The sequence below is a fragment of the Delftia sp. CH05 genome, assembly GCF_009827015.1.
Taxonomy (GTDB): domain Bacteria; phylum Pseudomonadota; class Gammaproteobacteria; order Burkholderiales; family Burkholderiaceae_C; genus Comamonas; species Comamonas tsuruhatensis.
In genome coordinates this window covers 26,548-42,829 of sequence record NZ_WUMG01000033.1, presented here as the reverse complement: position 1 = coordinate 42,829, position 16,282 = coordinate 26,548, and the positions used below count along the sequence as shown (strand labels likewise).

At 63.8% G+C, this 16,282-nt stretch carries 15 protein-coding genes; 6 read left to right on the top strand and 9 right to left on the bottom strand.

Features of this window, described 5'->3' with window-relative positions; all coding sequences use genetic code 11:
• Positions 1 to 62 precede the first annotated feature (62 nt).
• Together GRX31_RS21515 and GRX31_RS21510 are read right to left on the bottom strand one after the other, a co-directional pair.
• Positions 63 to 452, bottom strand: coding sequence for a hypothetical protein (locus GRX31_RS21515; protein WP_128422617.1), 390 nt, complete (start codon positions 450 to 452; stop codon positions 63 to 65).
• Between the two features lie 161 nt (positions 453 to 613).
• Positions 614 to 1,513: a LysR family transcriptional regulator gene (locus tag GRX31_RS21510; RefSeq protein WP_046987936.1), complete on the bottom strand. Its 900-nt coding sequence runs from the start codon at positions 1,511 to 1,513 to the stop codon at positions 614 to 616.
• 211 nt (positions 1,514 to 1,724) lie between these two features.
• Here GRX31_RS21510 and GRX31_RS21505 point away from each other — a divergent pair, with 211 nt between their 5' ends.
• Both GRX31_RS21505 and GRX31_RS21500 read left to right on the top strand, forming a co-directional pair.
• A complete protein-coding gene (locus GRX31_RS21505; RefSeq protein ID WP_016452899.1) occupies positions 1,725 to 2,336 on the top strand; it encodes a glutathione S-transferase family protein in 612 nt (203 codons plus the stop codon).
• A 46-nt stretch (positions 2,337 to 2,382) separates the two neighbouring features.
• Positions 2,383 to 4,458, top strand: coding sequence for an FAD-binding oxidoreductase (locus GRX31_RS21500; protein ID WP_160854700.1), 2,076 nt, complete (start codon positions 2,383 to 2,385; stop codon positions 4,456 to 4,458).
• An 86-nt stretch (positions 4,459 to 4,544) separates the two neighbouring features.
• Here GRX31_RS21500 and GRX31_RS21495 read toward each other — a convergent pair whose 3' ends face one another.
• A complete protein-coding gene (locus GRX31_RS21495) occupies positions 4,545 to 5,576 on the bottom strand; it encodes an AAA family ATPase (protein ID WP_160854698.1) in 1,032 nt (343 codons plus the stop codon).
• A gap of 154 nt (positions 5,577 to 5,730) precedes the next feature.
• On the opposite strand from GRX31_RS21495, the gene GRX31_RS21490 reads away from it, so the two are divergent.
• The 4 genes from GRX31_RS21490 (at position 5,731) to GRX31_RS21475 (ending at position 8,718) form a co-directional block, all read left to right on the top strand.
• On the top strand, positions 5,731 to 6,429 hold the full coding sequence (locus tag GRX31_RS21490) for a hypothetical protein (RefSeq protein WP_160854696.1): 699 nt from the start codon (positions 5,731 to 5,733) through the stop codon (positions 6,427 to 6,429).
• A gap of 15 nt (positions 6,430 to 6,444) precedes the next feature.
• Entirely contained in the window at positions 6,445 to 6,657 is a 213-nt protein-coding gene (locus GRX31_RS21485) for a hypothetical protein (RefSeq protein WP_026062350.1), read from the top strand.
• A gap of 111 nt (positions 6,658 to 6,768) precedes the next feature.
• Positions 6,769 to 7,233 (top strand): GNAT family N-acetyltransferase, encoded by a 465-nt coding sequence (locus tag GRX31_RS21480; protein ID WP_160854694.1) that lies wholly within the window; start codon positions 6,769 to 6,771, stop codon positions 7,231 to 7,233.
• Positions 7,234 to 7,788: 555 nt separating this feature from the next.
• The gene (locus GRX31_RS21475) at positions 7,789 to 8,718 is read left to right on the top strand and encodes a hypothetical protein (RefSeq protein ID WP_160854732.1); all 930 of its coding nucleotides are present in this window, start codon (positions 7,789 to 7,791) and stop codon (positions 8,716 to 8,718) included.
• On the opposite strand, the gene GRX31_RS30620 is transcribed toward GRX31_RS21475, so the two are convergent.
• The 6 genes from GRX31_RS30620 to GRX31_RS21445 all read right to left on the bottom strand — a co-directional run bounded on the left by GRX31_RS30620 (position 8,690) and on the right by GRX31_RS21445 (position 16,281).
• On the bottom strand, positions 8,690 to 9,025 hold the full coding sequence (locus GRX31_RS30620; RefSeq protein ID WP_202396668.1) for a hypothetical protein: 336 nt from the start codon (positions 9,023 to 9,025) through the stop codon (positions 8,690 to 8,692). The two genes, GRX31_RS21475 and GRX31_RS30620, sit on opposite strands and share 29 nt — an antisense overlap.
• A 272-nt stretch (positions 9,026 to 9,297) precedes the next feature.
• Entirely contained in the window at positions 9,298 to 11,142 is a 1,845-nt protein-coding gene (locus GRX31_RS21465; protein ID WP_016452906.1) for an acyl-CoA dehydrogenase, read from the bottom strand.
• 108 nt (positions 11,143 to 11,250) lie between these two features.
• Complete coding sequence (locus tag GRX31_RS21460; protein WP_016446755.1) at positions 11,251 to 12,426, bottom strand: acetyl-CoA C-acyltransferase; 1,176 nt, start codon at positions 12,424 to 12,426, stop codon at positions 11,251 to 11,253.
• A gap of 59 nt (positions 12,427 to 12,485) precedes the next feature.
• Positions 12,486 to 14,597, bottom strand: a complete 2,112-nt coding sequence (locus tag GRX31_RS21455) for a 3-hydroxyacyl-CoA dehydrogenase NAD-binding domain-containing protein (protein ID WP_160854692.1) — start codon at positions 14,595 to 14,597, stop codon at positions 12,486 to 12,488.
• Between the two features lie 150 nt (positions 14,598 to 14,747).
• A complete protein-coding gene (locus tag GRX31_RS21450; protein ID WP_016446753.1) occupies positions 14,748 to 15,443 on the bottom strand; it encodes an ABC transporter ATP-binding protein in 696 nt (231 codons plus the stop codon).
• Between the two features lie 10 nt (positions 15,444 to 15,453).
• Positions 15,454 to 16,281 (bottom strand): ABC transporter ATP-binding protein, encoded by an 828-nt coding sequence (locus GRX31_RS21445; RefSeq protein ID WP_013802770.1) that lies wholly within the window; start codon positions 16,279 to 16,281, stop codon positions 15,454 to 15,456.
• Position 16,282 lies beyond the last annotated feature (1 nt).

The window sequence follows — 16,282 nt, the reverse complement described above, 5'->3', positions numbered from 1 at the left end:
GGCATAGAAGACCGAGCTATTTCACCGCATCAGGTGGAGAAAGCTACGGGCACGAGTATTAATCAGTCCCAGACACTGGGAACGTGCAGGGTCTCGGCCTTTCTCGCCCTGGGAACCGGAATATATTTAGACAGGGCATCTTTTTCGCGCCGGACTTCATTGCAGGTGATTTCCGCGCTGCGGAAGATGCGCTTTCCCTGCGGACCACCGCTGGAGAAAGGCCTCACTTCAATGCGCACGCTTACGGTCTCAGGCATAGGAGACCCGTTTGCCGCTTCAGCGCCGCATAGCAGGTTCAGTTTTCTCTGAGCACTACTGTGAGATGAGTGACGAGAACTCTTGGTGGGATTGCCCTGGGCATCGAATCCGAGAACATTCCAGTCCAAAACCGGTTCAGCACGAACAAGGCATGCGCTGCACGCCACTAAAACAAAAGCAACAAGGGATTTCATGGTTCTATCGAGAAATTGCACCGGCTCTTAACGCCCATTCATCAATGGGCATTGAATGAAAGTGCCTGCCTGTAGAAAGATGACTAGCTGTCCGGATTATGCAGTGACTTCAATAGGCGGACTTGCCGCCAGTGTGCCGAGGAAAACCCAATCCGGGCCCGCTACCACTTCAACGCCGCCACCCGCAGCGCATCCACCGCCATATCGATGAACGCCCGCACGCGGTGCGCGGCGTGCCGTCCTTCCCTGTGCACTACATGAATCGGTAGCGGCGGCCGCTCGAAGGGCTCCAGCACCAGGCGCAGTGCGCCGTCCTGCACGGGCTTGGCGATCTGGTAGAGCGGCAGGCGCGTGATGCCTTGCCCGGCCAGGGCGCAGTCTGCCGCAGCCTCGTTGGTCATGGACATGAGGCGCGGCTGCAGGCGCACGGCCAGTGCCTTGTCGCCTTCGAGAAACCGCCATTCGGGCGTGGAGGTGAGGCCGGATGCGGTGATGGTGGTGTGCTGCGCAAGCTCCTCGGGCCGCTGGGGCACGCCGTGGCTGGCCAGGTATGCGGGCGAAGCGCATAGCACCTGCCGCACGCTGCCCACGCGGATCGCCTGCAGCGAGGAGTCGGGCAGATCGCCGATGCGCACGGCCACGTCCACGCCCTCGTCCACCAGGCTGACCACGCGGTCCACAAACCAGCAGTTGACGTCCACCTCGGGAAACCGGCCCAGGTAGTCGTGCACCACGGGCAGCACGTGCATGCGCCCGAAGTTCACGGGCGCCGTGAGCGTGAGCCGGCCACGCGGTGCGGCGTGGGCGCTGGCGGCATGCTCGTCGGCCTCTTCCAGCTCGGCCAGGATGCGGCGGCAGCTGTCGGCGTAGGCGGTGCCGGCCTCGGTCACGCGCACGAAGCGTGTGGTGCGCGTGAGCAAGCGCACGCCCAGGCGCTCCTCCAGGTCGGAAACCGCGCGCGTCACCACCGAAGGCGAGACCTTGAGCCGACGTGCAGCCGAGGCGAAGCCGCCCGTGTCCACCACTGCGAGAAATGCCGTCATGGACTGGAAGCGATCCATCTGTGCCTGCCTTGTCTGTGTCGTGTATCTGCCCGGCTGCGAGCGGCCCGCGCAGGACTGCCCAGGTTTGCCCAGGTTTGCGCCGGCGCTTTGTTCGCGTTCCCGCAAGAGTGACTTGCCGCCGCCAGGGATTCTAAAGATGCGGGCGGAGAAGGAGGATACGTCCCGTGGTGCCGACAACCGGCGCCTTCACCAACCCCAAGGAACCGCAATGAAGCTCTACCACTTTCCCCTGTCCGGCCACGCCCATCGCGCCCGCCTCTTCCTCGGCCTGCTGGGCGTGGAGCATGAGTTGGTCCACGTGGATCTGGCCAACGGCGCGCAGAAGAAGCCCGAGTTCCTGGCGCTGAACCCGCTGGGCCAGGTGCCGGTGCTGGATGACAACGGTACGGTGATTGCCGACTCCAACGCCATCCTGGTCTACCTGGCGCGCAAGCTGGACCGCCAGGACTGGATGCCCCTGGGCGCCCGGGCCGAGGCCGAGATCCAGAAATGGCTGAGCATCGCCGCCGGCCCCATTGCCTTCGGCCCGGCGGCGGCCCGGCTGGTCACGGTGTTCAAGGCCTCCTTCCAGGCCGAGGAAGTGATAGCCCGCGCCCACGCCATCCTCGGCAAGATCGAGGCGCAATTGACCACTCGCCCCTTTCTCACCGGCAGCGCGCCCACGATTGCCGACGTGGCCCTGTACAGCTACATCGCCAGCGCGCCCGAGGGCAATGTGGACCTGCAACCCTACCGCGAGGTGCGCGCCTGGCTGGGCCGCATCGAGGCGCTGCCGGGCTTCGTGGCATTCGCCCAGACACCGGCCGGCCTGCGGGCCTGAGTGCCTGAGCCACACCTCACCTGAAACCCCGGCAAAGGAGCGCACCATGCACCCGCAACCCCTGCAAAACCCCGCCTCGCCCTGGCATGCGGGCGAACTGGCAATCCAGCACAGCGTTGGCGTCGTGGGCCGCATGGACATGCCGGGCCGCAAGTTCCTGCGCCCCTTCCTGCTGGACCAGCACCGCGAGTTCTATCCTCTGCTGCATTTCGTGGTGCTGGGCAGCGTGGATGCGCAAGACGATGCCTGGGCCACGGTACGGGCCGGCGAGCCGGGCTTCCTGCACTCTCCCGATCCATCGACCCTGCATGTGGCGGCGGGCCGCGATGCGGCCGACCCGGCCGAGCCGGGCCTGGGCGACGGCCATGCCGTGGGCCTGCTGGGCATGGACCCCATGACGCGCCGGCGAAACCGGCTCAACGGCACGGTGCGGCGCAAGGCGGGCGTTGATGGGGCGGGCGCCTTCGACATCGGCGTAGTCCAGAGCTTCGGCAACTGCCCGCGCTATATCCAGAACCGCAGCGTCCGGTTTGTCCGGCCTGCCGGGGAGCCTACGCAGGTGCCGGCGGTCGAACTGGCATCGCTGGACCCGCGCGCACAGGCCCTGATTACGCAGGCGGATACGTTCTACGTGGCGTCCTACGTTGATGGGGAGGATGGCCTGCGCCAGGTCGATGTCTCCCACCGTGGCGGCAAGCCGGGCTTTGTGCGGATCGACGCCGATGGAACGCTGACCATCCCCGACTTCTCGGGCAACCTGTTCTTCATGACCCTGGGCAACTTCCTGGTCAATCCCAAGGCGGGCCTGCTGTTCATCGACTCCGAAACCGGGGAAATGCTGCAGATGACGGGCGAGGCCAGCGTCATCCTCGACTCCCCGGAAATCGCCGCCTTCGAGGGCGCCGAGCGCCTGTGGACCTTCAAGCCCCGCCGCATCGTGCGCCGGCCCGACGCCCTGCCGCTGCGCTGGAGCATGGCGGCCGACGGCTGGTCGCCCCACCTGCAGATGACCGGAAGCTGGGCCGATGCCAGCCAGCGCCTGGCCGCCGCCCGGCTGGGGCGGCAGTGGCGACCGTTCCGGGTGGCGCAGGCCGTGGATGAGAGTTCCACCATCCGCTCGCTCTACCTGGAGCCGGCCGATGGCATGGCCACGGTGGCTCCCCTGGCCGGCCAGCACCTGCCGCTGCGCCTCACGCTGGCGGACGGCAGCCATCTGCAGCGCACCTATACGCTGTCGCTGGCGCCTTCGGACGGGCGCTTGCGCATCAGCGTCAAGAGGCAAGGCCGCGCATCCAGCCATCTGCATGGCCTGAAGCCCGGCGATCTGGTCGAGGCCCGCCCGCCCGCTGGAAGCTTCACCGCCGATGCGGCCCTGCGCCGCCCCGCCGTGCTGCTGGCCGCGGGCATAGGCATCACGCCCTTGCTGGCCATGCTGCGCCACATCGTCCACGAAGGCCGGCGCACCCGCAGCCTGCGGCCCACCTGGCTGTTCCAGGCGGCTCGCACGCGCAGCGAACGGGCCTTTGACACGGAGATTGCCGAACTGGTGAAGGCCGGCAATGCCGAGGTGCACTGGGTGCGAACGCTCAGCCAGCCCGGCACGGCAAAGGCCGGCCGCGACTACGACCATGAGGGCCACATCGACATGGCCCTGCTGAAAGCCACCCTGCCCTGGGACGACTACGACTTCTACCTCTGCGGCCCGGACGCCTTCATGCAGGCCACCTATGACGGCCTGCGCGAACGCAACGTGCCCGACGAGCGCATCCACGCAGAAGCCTTCGGTCCCTCGGCCCTGAAGCGCTCCATGGCAGGCGCAGCACCCGCCGCCGAACTGCCGGCACCCGCCACACAGCCTGTCCGCATCATCTTTGCCGACTCGGCCAAGGAAGCGCGCTGGAAGCCCGGCGACGGCAGCCTGCTCGAAGTGGCCGAGGCCCGGGGGCTGGAGCCCGCCTTCGGCTGCCGGGGCGGCAGCTGCGGCGACTGCCGCACGCGTGTGCTGCAGGGCGGGGTGACCTATGCCTCGCCACCCTCCTTCGCCGTGCCAGCAGGCGAGGCCCTGATCTGCTGCGCCGTGCCTGCGCAGGGGACGGGGGAGGCTTTGCATCTGGCGTTGTGAGGAGCCTGTCTCTGCGCGCTTTCCACATCAGGACATACCGACGGCAAAAGGCACATCAGCGATTGCTGCCCAATGCCTCGCTGCATCTAGCTTTCTATCTGGACGAGTATCGATTCATCAAGCTCTATGACTTCAAACAGGCCCTGACCCCGCTCATAGACCTCCCCTGACAGGAACCGAACCACTTTCTGGCCGATGTGCATGCACATCTCCACGACAAAGCCATCTGCATCCCGGCGCATGTCTTTTATCCGCACAAGGCCCAAGGGCAACTCAGCCAGCAGTCGGTCACGGTAACCAATGGATGCAGGCACGCCGGGACCCGACTCAGACGCCTCTGGAGTCACAAGGTACAGGCCGTGAAACCCGCTGCCATCGTCGATACGGGAAAGCATTGACCAGACACGTCCTTCCATCAGTTGGAGCCAAATCTCGATGAACTGGAGATAGGGCACCTGCGGATGACTCCAGACTGCTTCGCCAGGTACCCAGTGCTGCCGACCTGATTCATCCATATCCCAGCGGCCGCCTACGGCCAACGCCATCTCGCAAGCTCGCCAGCCCACAATCACCTGCTGGTCGAGATCCTGAAGGGACGGGAACTGGCGCGGCCCCATGGGCTGGATGGAGCTCCCGGGGGCCGGCTCGGTGTCGTCGATATGGACTACCGCGAACCCTTCCTGCTCACTCGGCGGCTCGAACATGGCAAACACGCTGCGAATGGCCTGCTCCGGCACTTGGTGATCGGCCCGCCGCTGCGCGTTTCTCTGCAAGGACGTCTGCAAATCGGCTTTGAGCCAAATACAGACTACGGGCACGCCATGTGATCTGGCGATCTGAATGGCACGCTCACGATGCACCGTCTTCGGAAGGGCGGCATCAAAGAACACCGCATCACCACCCAAAGCTGCGGCGTTCTGTTGAATCCAGCTGCTCTTGCCTGCAGCTTGCACCCCCACCACCACATAGAGCTTGGTCGCGGGCGAGCCGGCAGACAGTGCTTTGTCCAAGTCCCGGTACGCCAACTCCCATGCGGCAGCACTGCGTTCCGGGGTGAACAGGCGACCTTGTTCGGTTTCCAAATAGTGGTCTGGATTGATGTGCTTTGTGGTTTCCATGAATGACCAAGGCTTTATGGAGGAGCAATGTAACTGTGCGCCGCACCACACGGACACCAGACAAACGGCGTTGCCAAGACCAATGGTCTTCATCGATACACTCGCTGCAATTCCGGCGCTGGCCATCTACACCGCAACTCCCAAGCCCCTGCCCATGAAACTCGCTGTCCACCTGCTACGCCTGCCGTCCTTGGTTCTTGCCTGCCACATCGGCGTAGCCAGTGCACAGCAAACCACACCATCACCGGGCACCTATGTCCGCAAAGGCGGGGGCGGCGATCTGGTGGTGCAGGCTGGCGGCAAGTTCCACATCCAGACCGTGGGAGCCAACGGCCATACCTGTGAGCTGGAAGGCACCATCACCAACGGCCGGGCCAGGATGGCGAATTCGGCCTGCGCCGTGGACTTCACGCCTGCAGGCCAGCGCGTCGGGGTCGACACGGCCACCGGCGATGCATGCCGGGACTTCTGCGGCATGCGGGCCTGGTTTGGCGGCGATTACCTTCGGCCCACACCCGGCTGCACGGACAAGGCCATTGCCGCATCGCGCAGAAACTTCAAGCGCGCGTACGACGCCAAGGACTACCGCCTGGCGCTGACCACGCTGGCGCCGGTGCTGCAGGACTGCGATGAGGTGCTGACCGGCGTTACCAAGGGCTGGCTGCGCAACGACCTGGCGCTGGCGCAGCTTCGCTCGGGCGACGCAGCCGCCTGCCGCCAGACCCTGGCCCCGCTGGCCGAGGAAGCCGGCAAGACGGATCAGGAACTGCGCGAGGCCTATCCACCCACCGATGCCGATGTGGTGCTGCCCATGCTCAAGGCTGCGCGCACCAATCTGCGCTTGTGCAGTTGAGGCGGTGCCATCGCCATGAAAGATCCCGCATCGCCCAACGCAGGAATCTCCGGGCATTTCCGGCGTGAGGCGAAGTGGATGCTGTGGGTGCTGGTGGTGCTGCCCTTGGCGCTGACAGCATTGGCGGTTTGGCTGGGTCCGCTGGTCCTGAACCATGTGGAGAGAAGCAAGTGCTTGGATGCGGGCATGCAGGCTTCCCAGGAAAAGCGCAAGTGCGAGCAACGATAGAGAGAAGGAGCTGCCGCTCAAAGCCTGATCGAACCAAATCCCTGCCTACTCTTGGCCCCTTTTTTGTTTGCACGACAGGGCCCTTCATCAGGGCCATGCACACGCCTTTACATGACCGATATCCGCCCCGCCCACTTCCCCGAAGACCTCGACGCCGTGGTCCGCATCTTCCGGGAGTACGTGACCAGTCCCACCGTGAGCCTGGACTTCCAGGACTTCGAGACCGAGTTCGCCGCCCTGCCCGGCAAGTACGCCGCACCCGAAGGCTGCGTGCTGCTGGCCTGGAAAGACGGCCAGCCCGTGGGCTGCGCCGCCCTGCGCCAAGTGGATGCGCAGACAGGCGAAATGAAGCGTGTCTACGTGCGCCCCACGGTACGCGGCGAGAACCTGGGGCGGCGACTGGTGGAAGGCATCCTGGACGCTGCGCGCCACGCAGGCTACACCCGCATCTGCCTGGATGTGCTGCCCGAGTTCCAGGCCGCGCAGCGGCTGTATGAGTCCCTGGGTTTTGTGGATGCAGAGCCGGTGAGCTTCAATCCCGTGCCGGGCACGCGTTATCTCGGACTGGATCTTTGAGGCATGCACCCTCCGGCAGGCGGCCTTCAGCGCCTGCACGGCTTCCGATGCGCTGACACCCGGTCCCTGAGTCCTCGTCTGCAAGCATTCAGCACGGTGAGACCGTAGCCCATACCCCGGTCCAACAGCCTGCCCGCAAGCGCAGCGGCGGTACGGACCACCTCTCCCCGCATCCTTCATCCGCAAATGCCCGTGGCCGAGCCGGGCAGCCTGCGCTTGTGCCCCGTGAATACCACCCATGGCGAATGGCGCTGCCTGGGACCCAACGCTTATTGGTAGCATCTCTATTCACCTGGCATTTCAAACCTGATTTTAGGAATTGTCCTAAGGATAATTCTGAAAATGATCTGCGGGCGACTTCTTTGATTGACCTCGTGCAGGCCATGAAATCAAATGAGGACTCTTCGCACAGCAAACATCAGAAACCCGCTTGGGCACTGACAGCGGATTATTCTCATGCTTGCAACCACTCATTTCCGTCAAATTGCCTTTATTGATCAAGGCGCATTGGCTGGAAACCTCGATTCCGCTTCTGAGCCAGCGTCTCCATACACCATGCCAGCCTCCATTGCTGCCACCTTCTATCAGATCGGCTATGCCGACATGCTTGCTCGCCAAATGGAGCAAAAACAGATCGATGCCATTGTGCTCACGCCACAGGAATACGCAGACATACTGAGCGACAAGGCGCGTAACAATCCTCGCCTGGCGGCCACGCTGCATGCCATGCTGGCCCACAGTGCGCTTGGGCGATACTGGACACACACCGCCAGCCCGAATGCAGGCAAACCCTGGGTCGCTCCCGCCTCCCTGATGGTCAGCGACGCGTACCTGATCACCAAAACGCTGATTGCATTGGGCCTGGCCGGTGCCCGCTCCTATATCAAGACAACCGCCACAGGCACCTATATCATCATCACGGGCTACGCGGGACTTCGCCGCCAGTTGCTGCAAGGTACGCGATTCCTTGCCGCCAATCCACGCATGGTCCAGATGGGCCTGGGTATTCGCGGTCTGCAGAATGTGGCCAAGGGCGGGTTTCTCCTGAGCCTGGTGGTGGGCACCGGCATAGAGACACTGGACTTCATCTTCAATGATGAGAAGACCATGCATGATCTGGTGGGGGGAATTGGAGTGGAGGCGGTCAAGGCGGGATTGGCGACGATGGTGGGCCTTGGCTTGGGAATAAAGCTTGCAACGGCAACGTCCCTTGCAATTCTTCCTTTGGCTGCTGTGGCAGTGGCCGTACTTGTCACAGGAATCATCTTGAATCAAATAGACGATGATTTAAAAATCAAACAACGTGTGATCCATATGCTGCACATTTCCACCAGCAGCATACCTCAAGGCATATATCGGATAAATATCGACAAACTCAATTTTGATAATCAGAAAACTTATCAGCAGATAGAGTATAAATTTAACAACTGTTCCACAGAAATTTTCAAAAATGAATTTATGTGCCGCACAAATCGTAAAAACTAATTAAGAAAATGTTGGACGCAAAAAAAATAAGGAAAACCTTGATATGGGGCATTCCATTAAATGTTTTCATTTTTATTCTCTGCATTTGGTACATTAAGCATGCAATATTTAATGATATCAAAGATCTCATTGAACTATCAGCATCAATAAGAATAACACCCGGAGCACCAGTCGTAGCATATTTTCCCGTAATATTGGCAGTTGGTCTAATTTCTTCATTATCCAAGGCAATACCATGCAAAACATCAATTTTAAAGGTAACTGAACGCAGCTTTAACGCAGCCATGCTGGCAGGATTAATAATCATGGCTTCTTGCCTTGCCCTCATAGCTCCCTTGCAATACTATGCAATGCCCAAACTTGGCTATACACGCTGTAATATCCTGGAAGGGCACCCCACCATATATTTCACGGACTGGGTCAAAAACCCCGAGTGGTGCGTTCGCGGAAAAACCAGGGAATGGGTCAAAGAGCAGGCCAGGCTCTCCGGCAACCTTGAAAATCCCTGAAATAAAAAAAGCGCAGACCACATGGTCCGCGCTTTTTTTGCATCCTCCGGCAGCCGTGCTGCCAACTCCCTCAGAACGCCTCTTCACTCATCTGCGCGCAAGTCATGTCGCGCTCACGCACGACTTTGAGCCAGGCGCCGATCTTCGGCAGTTCGTAGCCGAAGAAGTAGCGCATGGCGGCCATGCGGCCAGCGTTGGCGGGGGCGGTCAGGCCCGGGTCTTTGTCCAGCACGGCCAGGGACACGTCCAGCCAGGTCCAGGCCAGTACCGTGTGGCCGAAGGCCTGCATGTAGGGCACGGCATTGGCCAGGGCCTGTTGCGGGTCGTCGGTGGCCCATGCGGCCTTGGTGGTGGCGCCGACTTCCTGCAGCGCCTTGGCCAGTTCATTGGCATGGCCGGCCAGTTCGGGCCGGGCCATGGCGCGCTGGATGGTGTCGTTGATGCGCGTGGCCAGCAGCTGCAGGCCCTTGCCGCCTTCCATGAGCACCTTGCGGCCCAGCAGGTCCATGGCCTGGATGCCGTGCGTGCCTTCGTGGATCATGTTCAGGCGGTTGTCGCGCCAGTATTGCTCCACGGGGAAGTCGCGCGTATAGCCGTAGCCGCCGTGGATCTGGATGGCCAGGGAGTTGGCCTCCAGGCAGAACTCGCTGGGCCAGCTCTTGGAGATGGGGGTCAGCACTTCCAGCAGCAGCCGGGCCTCGGCCACGGATTCGGGCGTGCCGGTGTGCTGCTCATCGACCAGGCGCGCGCAGAACAGGTTCAGCGCCAGCGCGCCTTCGCAATAGGACTTCTGCGCCAGCAGCATGCGCTTGACGTCGGCGTGCTCGATGATGCGCGACTGGGGCCGCGTGGCATCCTTGCCGGCTGCACCCGGCGCCCCCTTGATCGGCCGGCCCTGCGGGCGGTTCTGCGCGTAGTCCAGGCTGGCGTGGTAGCCCGCCATGCCCAGCATGGTGGCGGCCATGCCGATGGAGATGCGGGCCTCGTTCATCATGTGGAACATGCATTTGAGGCCCTCGCCGGGCTTGCCGACCAGGTAGCCCACGGCCCCGGCGCCGCCGCGCACGGGAAAGCGCCCTTCCCCGAAGTTCAGCAGCGTGTTGGTGGTGCCGCGCCAACCCAGCTTGTGGTTGAGGCCGGCCAGGGCCACGTCGTTGCGCTCGCCGGTGAGTTGGCCTTCGGTGTCCACGAGCTTCTTGGGCACGATGAACAGCGAGATGCCCTTGACGCCGGGCACGGGCTTGCCGTCCGGCCCCGGGATCTTGGCCAGCACGAGGTGAACGATGTTCTCGGTCAGCTCATGGTCGCCCGCGCTGATCCACATCTTGTTGCCCTTGAGGCGGTAGCGCGGGCCCAGCGCATCGCTCTCGAAGTCGGCGCCATCGGGCTCGGCGCGGGTGGCGATATCGCTCAGCGAGGAACCGGCCTGGGGCTCGGACAGGCACATGGTGCCGGCCCAGCGGCCGTTGAATTCGTTGGCGGCGAAGACCTGTTTTTGCATGTCCGTGCCGTGGGCCATGATGGCGTTGGCATTGCCCGAGGTCAGCATGTTGGAGCCGATGCTGATGGAGGCCGCCGCGAAGAAGCTGTTGGCGGCCGCCTCCACCGTATAGGGCAGCTGCATGCCGCCGATGTCGTAGTCCTGGGAGGCGCTGAGCATGCCCGAGTCGGCATAGGCCTGGCGCGCATCGTGGGTGCACCGGGGCAGGATGACTTTCTCGCCATCGAACTGCGGCTCCTGCGTGTCCACGGTGCGGTTGAAGGGGGCGTATTTCTCGCGGGCGATGCGCTCGCAGGTGTCGAGCACGGCATCGAAGGTGTCGCGCGAATGGTCGGCAAAGCGCTCGCGCTCGCCCAGCGCATCGGCGCGCAGCCATTCATAGAGCAGGAAATCGATGGTGGAACGCAGGCGCATGGTGGGGTCCGGAATCAAAAAAGAAGCCGCAGGCGCCGCCAGAGGGAGCGCGTGCGGCCAACAGGAGTAACGGGAACAGGCGGTGGCGGCCGCAGCCGCCACCTGTACTTACAGCACTTCGAACACGCCGGCGGCACCCATGCCGCCGCCGATGCACATGGTCACGCAGACACGCTTGGCACCGCGGCGCTTGCCTTCGATCAGGGCATGGCCGGTCAGGCGCTGGCCCGACACGCCATAGGGATGGCCCAGGGCAATGGCGCCGCCGTTCACATTGAGGCGATCGTTGGGGATGCCCAGCTTGTCCCGGCAGTACAGCACCTGCACGGCAAAGGCTTCATTGAGCTCCCACAGGTCGATGTCCTGCACCGTCAGGCCCAGCTTCTTGAGCACCTTGGGCACCGCGAAGACGGGGCCGATGCCCATTTCGTCAGGCTCGCAGCCGGCGACGGCAAAGCCCAGGAAGCGGCCGATGGGCTTGAGGTTGTTGCGCGATGCATAGTCCTCGCTCACCACCACGCAGGCGCCTGCGCCGTCGGAGAACTGGCTGGCATTGCCGGCCGAGATCACACCGCCGGGCAGCGCGGGGCGGATGCCCGAGATGCCTTCCTTGGTCGTGCCCTCGCGCACGCCCTCGTCCTTGCTGCAGGTCACTTCCTTGGTGATCAGGCCGCGCACCTTGTCGGCCACGCCCATGGTCACGGTGATGGGGGCGATCTCGGCATCCAGCAGGCCGGCGGCCTGGGCCGCGCAGGCCTTTTGCTGGCTGGCGGCGCCGTATTCGTCCATGGCGTCACGCCCGATGCCGTAGCGCTTGGCGACCTGTTCGGCGGTCTGCAGCATGCTCCAGTAGATCTCGGGCTTTTGCTTGGCCAGGGCCAGGTCCTGGATCATGTGCAGGTTCATTTCCTGCTGCACGCAGGAGATGGACTCCACGCCGCCGGCCACGTAGACATCGCCCTCGCCCGCGATGATGCGCTGCGATGCGGTGGCAATGGTCTGCAGGCCCGAGGAGCAGAAGCGGTTGATGGTCATGCCCGATGCGGTGATGGGCAGGCCGGCCTTGAGCGCGATCTGGCGCGCGATGTTCATGCCGGTGGCGCCTTCGGGGTTGGCGCAGCCCATGATCACGTCATCGACGGCGGCGGGGTCAACGCCTGCGCGCTGCACGGCGTGCTGCACGGCATGGCCGCCCAGCGTGGCGCCATGGGTCATGTTGAAGGCACCCTTCCAGCTCTTGGCCAGGGGGGTGCGGGCGGTGGAAACGATCACGGCGGATGTCATGGATATTCCTTGTATGGCGGGTTTGCGGTGGTTCGCAAAAAGTTCGTGCGCCGCACGTCTCAGCTGAATTGCTTGCCTTCGGCCGCCAGCTTCGCCAGCAGCGGCGCGGGCTGCCAGAACTGGGCATCGTCGTTGGGGTTCCTGGCGAAGCGGTTCATGGCCTGGACCACGTTGAACAGCCCGACCTCGCCCGCGTAGTGCATGGGGCCGCCGAGCCAGATGGGAAAGCCGTAGCCGGTCAGGTAGACCATGTCGATATCGCCCGACTTGCCGGCGATGCCGTCTTCCAGGATGTGGGCGCCTTCGTTGACCAGGGCGAAGACCAGGCGCTGGACGATTTCCTCATCGGAGATCTTGCGCGGGGTGATGCCCAGCTCCTTGCGATGCGACTCGATCATCTGGTTGACCAGCTCGGACGGGATGGCGTCGCGCTTGCCCGCCTGGTAGTCGTACCAGCCCGCACCGGTCTTCTGGCCGAAGCGGCCCAGCTCGCACAGCTTGTCGGCCGTGCGGCTGTACTTCATGTCGGCGCGCTCGACGGCGCGGCGCTTGCGGATGGCCCAGCCGATGTCGTTGCCGGCCAGGTCGCCCATGCGGAACGGGCCCATGGCGAAGCCAAACTTCTCGATGGCCTTGTCCACCTGGGCGGGCGTGGCGCCTTCGTCCAGCAGGAATCCGGCCTGGCGCGAGTACTGCTCGATCATGCGGTTGCCGATGAAGCCGTCGCACACGCCCGAGACCACGGCGGTCTTCTTGATCTTCTTGGCCAGCTTCATCACGGTGGCCAGCACGTCCTTGGCGGTGTGCTTGCCGCGCACCACTTCCAGCAGCTTCATCACGTTGGCGGGGCTGAAGAAGTGCATGCCCACCACGTCCTGCGGGCGCTTGGTGAAGGCGGCGATCTTGTCCACATCCAGCGTGGAGGTGTTGGAGGCCAGGATGGCGCCGGGCTTGGCCACTTCGTCCAGTTGCTTGAACACGGTTTCCTTGACGCCCAGTTCCTCGAACACCGCCTCGATGATGAGGTCAGCGTTCTTGAGCGCGTCATACGACAGCGTGGTGCTCAGCAGGGCCATGCGCTGGTCGTACTTTTCCTGGGTGAGCTTGCCCTTCTTGACCTGGGCTTCGTAGTTCTTGCGGATGGTGGCCACGCCACGGTCCAGCGCTTCCTGCTTGGTCTCCAGAATGGTCACGGGGATGCCCGCGTTCAGGAAGTTCATGGAGATGCCGCCGCCCATGGTGCCGGCACCGATGACGCCCACGGTCTTGATCTCGCGCACTGGCGTGTCCGAGGGCACGTCGGCGATCTTGGAGGCCGCGCGCTCGGCCATGAACAGGTGGCGCAGCGCGCGCGACTCGGGCGACCACATCAGTTGCATGAAGGCTTCGCGCTCCAGGGCCATGCCTTCGTCGAACTTCTTGCGCGCGGCGTTCTCCACCGTGTCCACGCAGCGGGCCGGGGCCGGGTAGTTCTTGGCCATGCCCTTGACCATGTTGCGTGCGAACTGGAAGTAGGCGTCGCCCTGAGGATGCTTGCAAGGCAGGTCGCGCACGCGCGGCAGCGGACCACCCGCCGCGTGCTTGTCGGCCACTTCCAGCGCAAAGGCCTTGGCCTCGTCCAGCAGGGACTCGGGCGAGGCGGCCATCTTGTCGAACAGCTTCTGGCCGGGGATGGAGGCCAGCAGCTCGCTCTTGACGGGTTCGCCGCTGACGATCATGTTCAGCGCGGTCTCCACGCCCAGCACGCGCGGCAGGCGCTGCGTGCCGCCTGCACCGGGCAGCAGGCCCAGCTTGACTTCAGGCAGGGCCACCAGGGTGCCGGGAGCGGCCACGCGGTAGTTGCAGCCCAGCGCCAGCTCCAGCCCGCCGCCCATGCAGACGGTATGGATGGCGGCCACCACGGGCTTGCTGCCCTGGTCCAGGGAGTTGATCAGCGAGACCAGGCGCGGCTCGCGATACGCCTCTTCCTTGCCGAACTCGTTGATATCGGCACCGCCCGAGAAGGCCTTGCCGGCGCCCGTGATGACGATGGCCTTGACGGCCGGGTCGGCGTACGCCTTGTCCAGCCCCTCGACGATGCCCCGCCGCGTGGATAGTCCCAGGCCGTTGACCGGCGGATTGTTCAAGGTGATGACGGCGATGGCACCGTCCACTTTGTATTCAGCAGTCATGCTGTTGTCCCCTATGCGATAGAAAAAGAACGATCGTGCGATTTTGATTGTAAAAAAAACGCGGGCCGGCGCCACTGCGGTTTGTCCCAAGCGGGACAAGCGCCGTGGCCCGGGCCGCCTGCCGGGCAGCAGGCCCAGCCTTGTACGGCATCAGACCTCCAGCCACTCCTTGCGCACCTTCTGGTCGGCGCGCAGCCCGTCGGGCGTGCCGTCGAAGACGATGCGCCCATGACCCATGACCAGGGCCCGGTCCGAGATGCTCATGGCAATGGTGAGCTTTTGCTCGATCAGCAGCACGGACACGCCGCGCTGCTTGATCTTTTGCAGGTACTCGCCCACCAGCTCGACGATCTTGGGAGCCAGGCCCTCGGTGGGCTCGTCGATGATGATCAGGTCCGGGTCGCCCATCAGCGTGCGGCACAAGGTCAGCATCTGCTGCTCGCCGCCCGACATCACGCCGGCCTCGGTGTGCTGGCGCTCCTTCAGGCGCGGGAACATGGCGTACATGTCGTCGAAGCCCCAGCGGCTGTCCCGGCCCTTTCCCTTCTGTCCCAGCAGCAGGTTCTGGTGCACGGTGAGATTGGGGAACACGTCGCGGCTCTCGGGCACGTAGCCCAGGCCCAGGTGAGCGATCTCGTAGGCCTTTCTGCCAGTCAGGCTCTGGCCCTTCCACTCCAGCGCGCCCTCCCAGTGCACCAGTCCCATGATGGCCTTGGCCGTGGTGGAGCGGCCCGAGCCATTGCGCCCCAGCAGCGCGACGATCTCGCCGGGCTGTACGGAAAATTCCACGCCATGCAGCACATGGCTTTTGCCGTAGTAGGCATGCAGGTTGTTGATGTTCAGCATCCGCGCTCCCTCAATGTGCACCAGCTTGTTGATCCGCCACGGACGAGCCCAGATAGGCCTCCTGCACGCGTGGATTGGCACGCACGGCCTCGGGCGTGTCGTAGGCGATGACTTCGCCGTAGACCACGACGGCGATCTTGTCGGCCAGGCCGAAGACCACGCCCATGTCGTGCTCTACGGTCAGCAGCGTCTTGCCTTCGGTGACCTTCTTGATCAGCTGGATGAAGTGGGCCGTTTCGCTGTTGCTCATGCCGGCCGTGGGTTCGTCCAGCAGGATGACGCCGGCGCCGCCGCCGATGGTGATGCCGATCTCCAGCGCGCGCTGTTCGGCATAGGTGAGGTTCACCGCCAGCGTATCGCGCTTTCTGTGCAGGCCGATCATCTCCATCAGCTCATCGGCGCGGGCGTTGGCATCGCGCAGCTTGGACAGGAAGCGCCAGCAGCTGTAGCGGTAGCCCAGGCTCCACAGCACGCTGCAGCGCAGGTTCTCGAACACGCTGAGCTTGGGAAAGATGTTGGTGATCTGGAAACTGCGCGACAGCCCCATGCGGTTGATTTCATAGGGCTTCTTGCCGTCGATGCGCTGGCCGTTGAGCAGCACCTGGCCGCTGGTGGGCTCGAAGCGGCCGCTGATCAGGTTGAACAGCGTGCTCTTGCCCGCGCCGTTGGGGCCGATGATGGCCACGCGCTCGCCGGGCTTCACGGCCAGTTGGGCGCCGCGGATGATCTCGGCCTTGCCGAAGCGCTTGTACAGGTCGCGCAGCTCCAGCGCGTAGGTGGCCTCGCCGGTCGCGGCAGCGGCGGCAGTGCCTGGTCGTTCGATTGCAATGCTGGACATG

Bases quoted from the DNA above. Each gene is read 5' to 3' on its own strand.
- GRX31_RS21495 (WP_160854698.1), bottom strand. From the start codon at position 5,576: ATGGAAACCACAAAGCACATCAATCCAGACCACTATTTGGAAACCGAA.
- GRX31_RS21490 (WP_160854696.1), top strand. From the start codon at position 5,731: ATGAAACTCGCTGTCCACCTGCTACGCCTGCCGTCCTTGGTTCTTGCC.
- GRX31_RS21445 (WP_013802770.1), bottom strand. From the start codon at position 16,281: ATGTCCAGCATTGCAATCGAACGACCAGGCACTGCCGCCGCTGCCGCG.
- GRX31_RS21510 (WP_046987936.1), bottom strand. From the start codon at position 1,513: ATGGATCGCTTCCAGTCCATGACGGCATTTCTCGCAGTGGTGGACACG.
- GRX31_RS21465 (WP_016452906.1), bottom strand. From the start codon at position 11,142: ATGCGCCTGCGTTCCACCATCGATTTCCTGCTCTATGAATGGCTGCGC.
- GRX31_RS21475 (WP_160854732.1), top strand. From the start codon at position 7,789: ATGCCAGCCTCCATTGCTGCCACCTTCTATCAGATCGGCTATGCCGAC.
- GRX31_RS21460 (WP_016446755.1), bottom strand. From the start codon at position 12,426: ATGACATCCGCCGTGATCGTTTCCACCGCCCGCACCCCCCTGGCCAAG.
- GRX31_RS21480 (WP_160854694.1), top strand. From the start codon at position 6,769: ATGACCGATATCCGCCCCGCCCACTTCCCCGAAGACCTCGACGCCGTG.
- GRX31_RS21450 (WP_016446753.1), bottom strand. From the start codon at position 15,443: ATGCTGAACATCAACAACCTGCATGCCTACTACGGCAAAAGCCATGTG.
- GRX31_RS21455 (WP_160854692.1), bottom strand. From the start codon at position 14,597: ATGACTGCTGAATACAAAGTGGACGGTGCCATCGCCGTCATCACCTTG.
- GRX31_RS21515 (WP_128422617.1), bottom strand. From the start codon at position 452: ATGAAATCCCTTGTTGCTTTTGTTTTAGTGGCGTGCAGCGCATGCCTT.
- GRX31_RS21500 (WP_160854700.1), top strand. From the start codon at position 2,383: ATGCACCCGCAACCCCTGCAAAACCCCGCCTCGCCCTGGCATGCGGGC.
- GRX31_RS21505 (WP_016452899.1), top strand. From the start codon at position 1,725: ATGAAGCTCTACCACTTTCCCCTGTCCGGCCACGCCCATCGCGCCCGC.
- GRX31_RS21485 (WP_026062350.1), top strand. From the start codon at position 6,445: ATGAAAGATCCCGCATCGCCCAACGCAGGAATCTCCGGGCATTTCCGG.
- GRX31_RS30620 (WP_202396668.1), bottom strand. From the start codon at position 9,025: ATGATTATTAATCCTGCCAGCATGGCTGCGTTAAAGCTGCGTTCAGTT.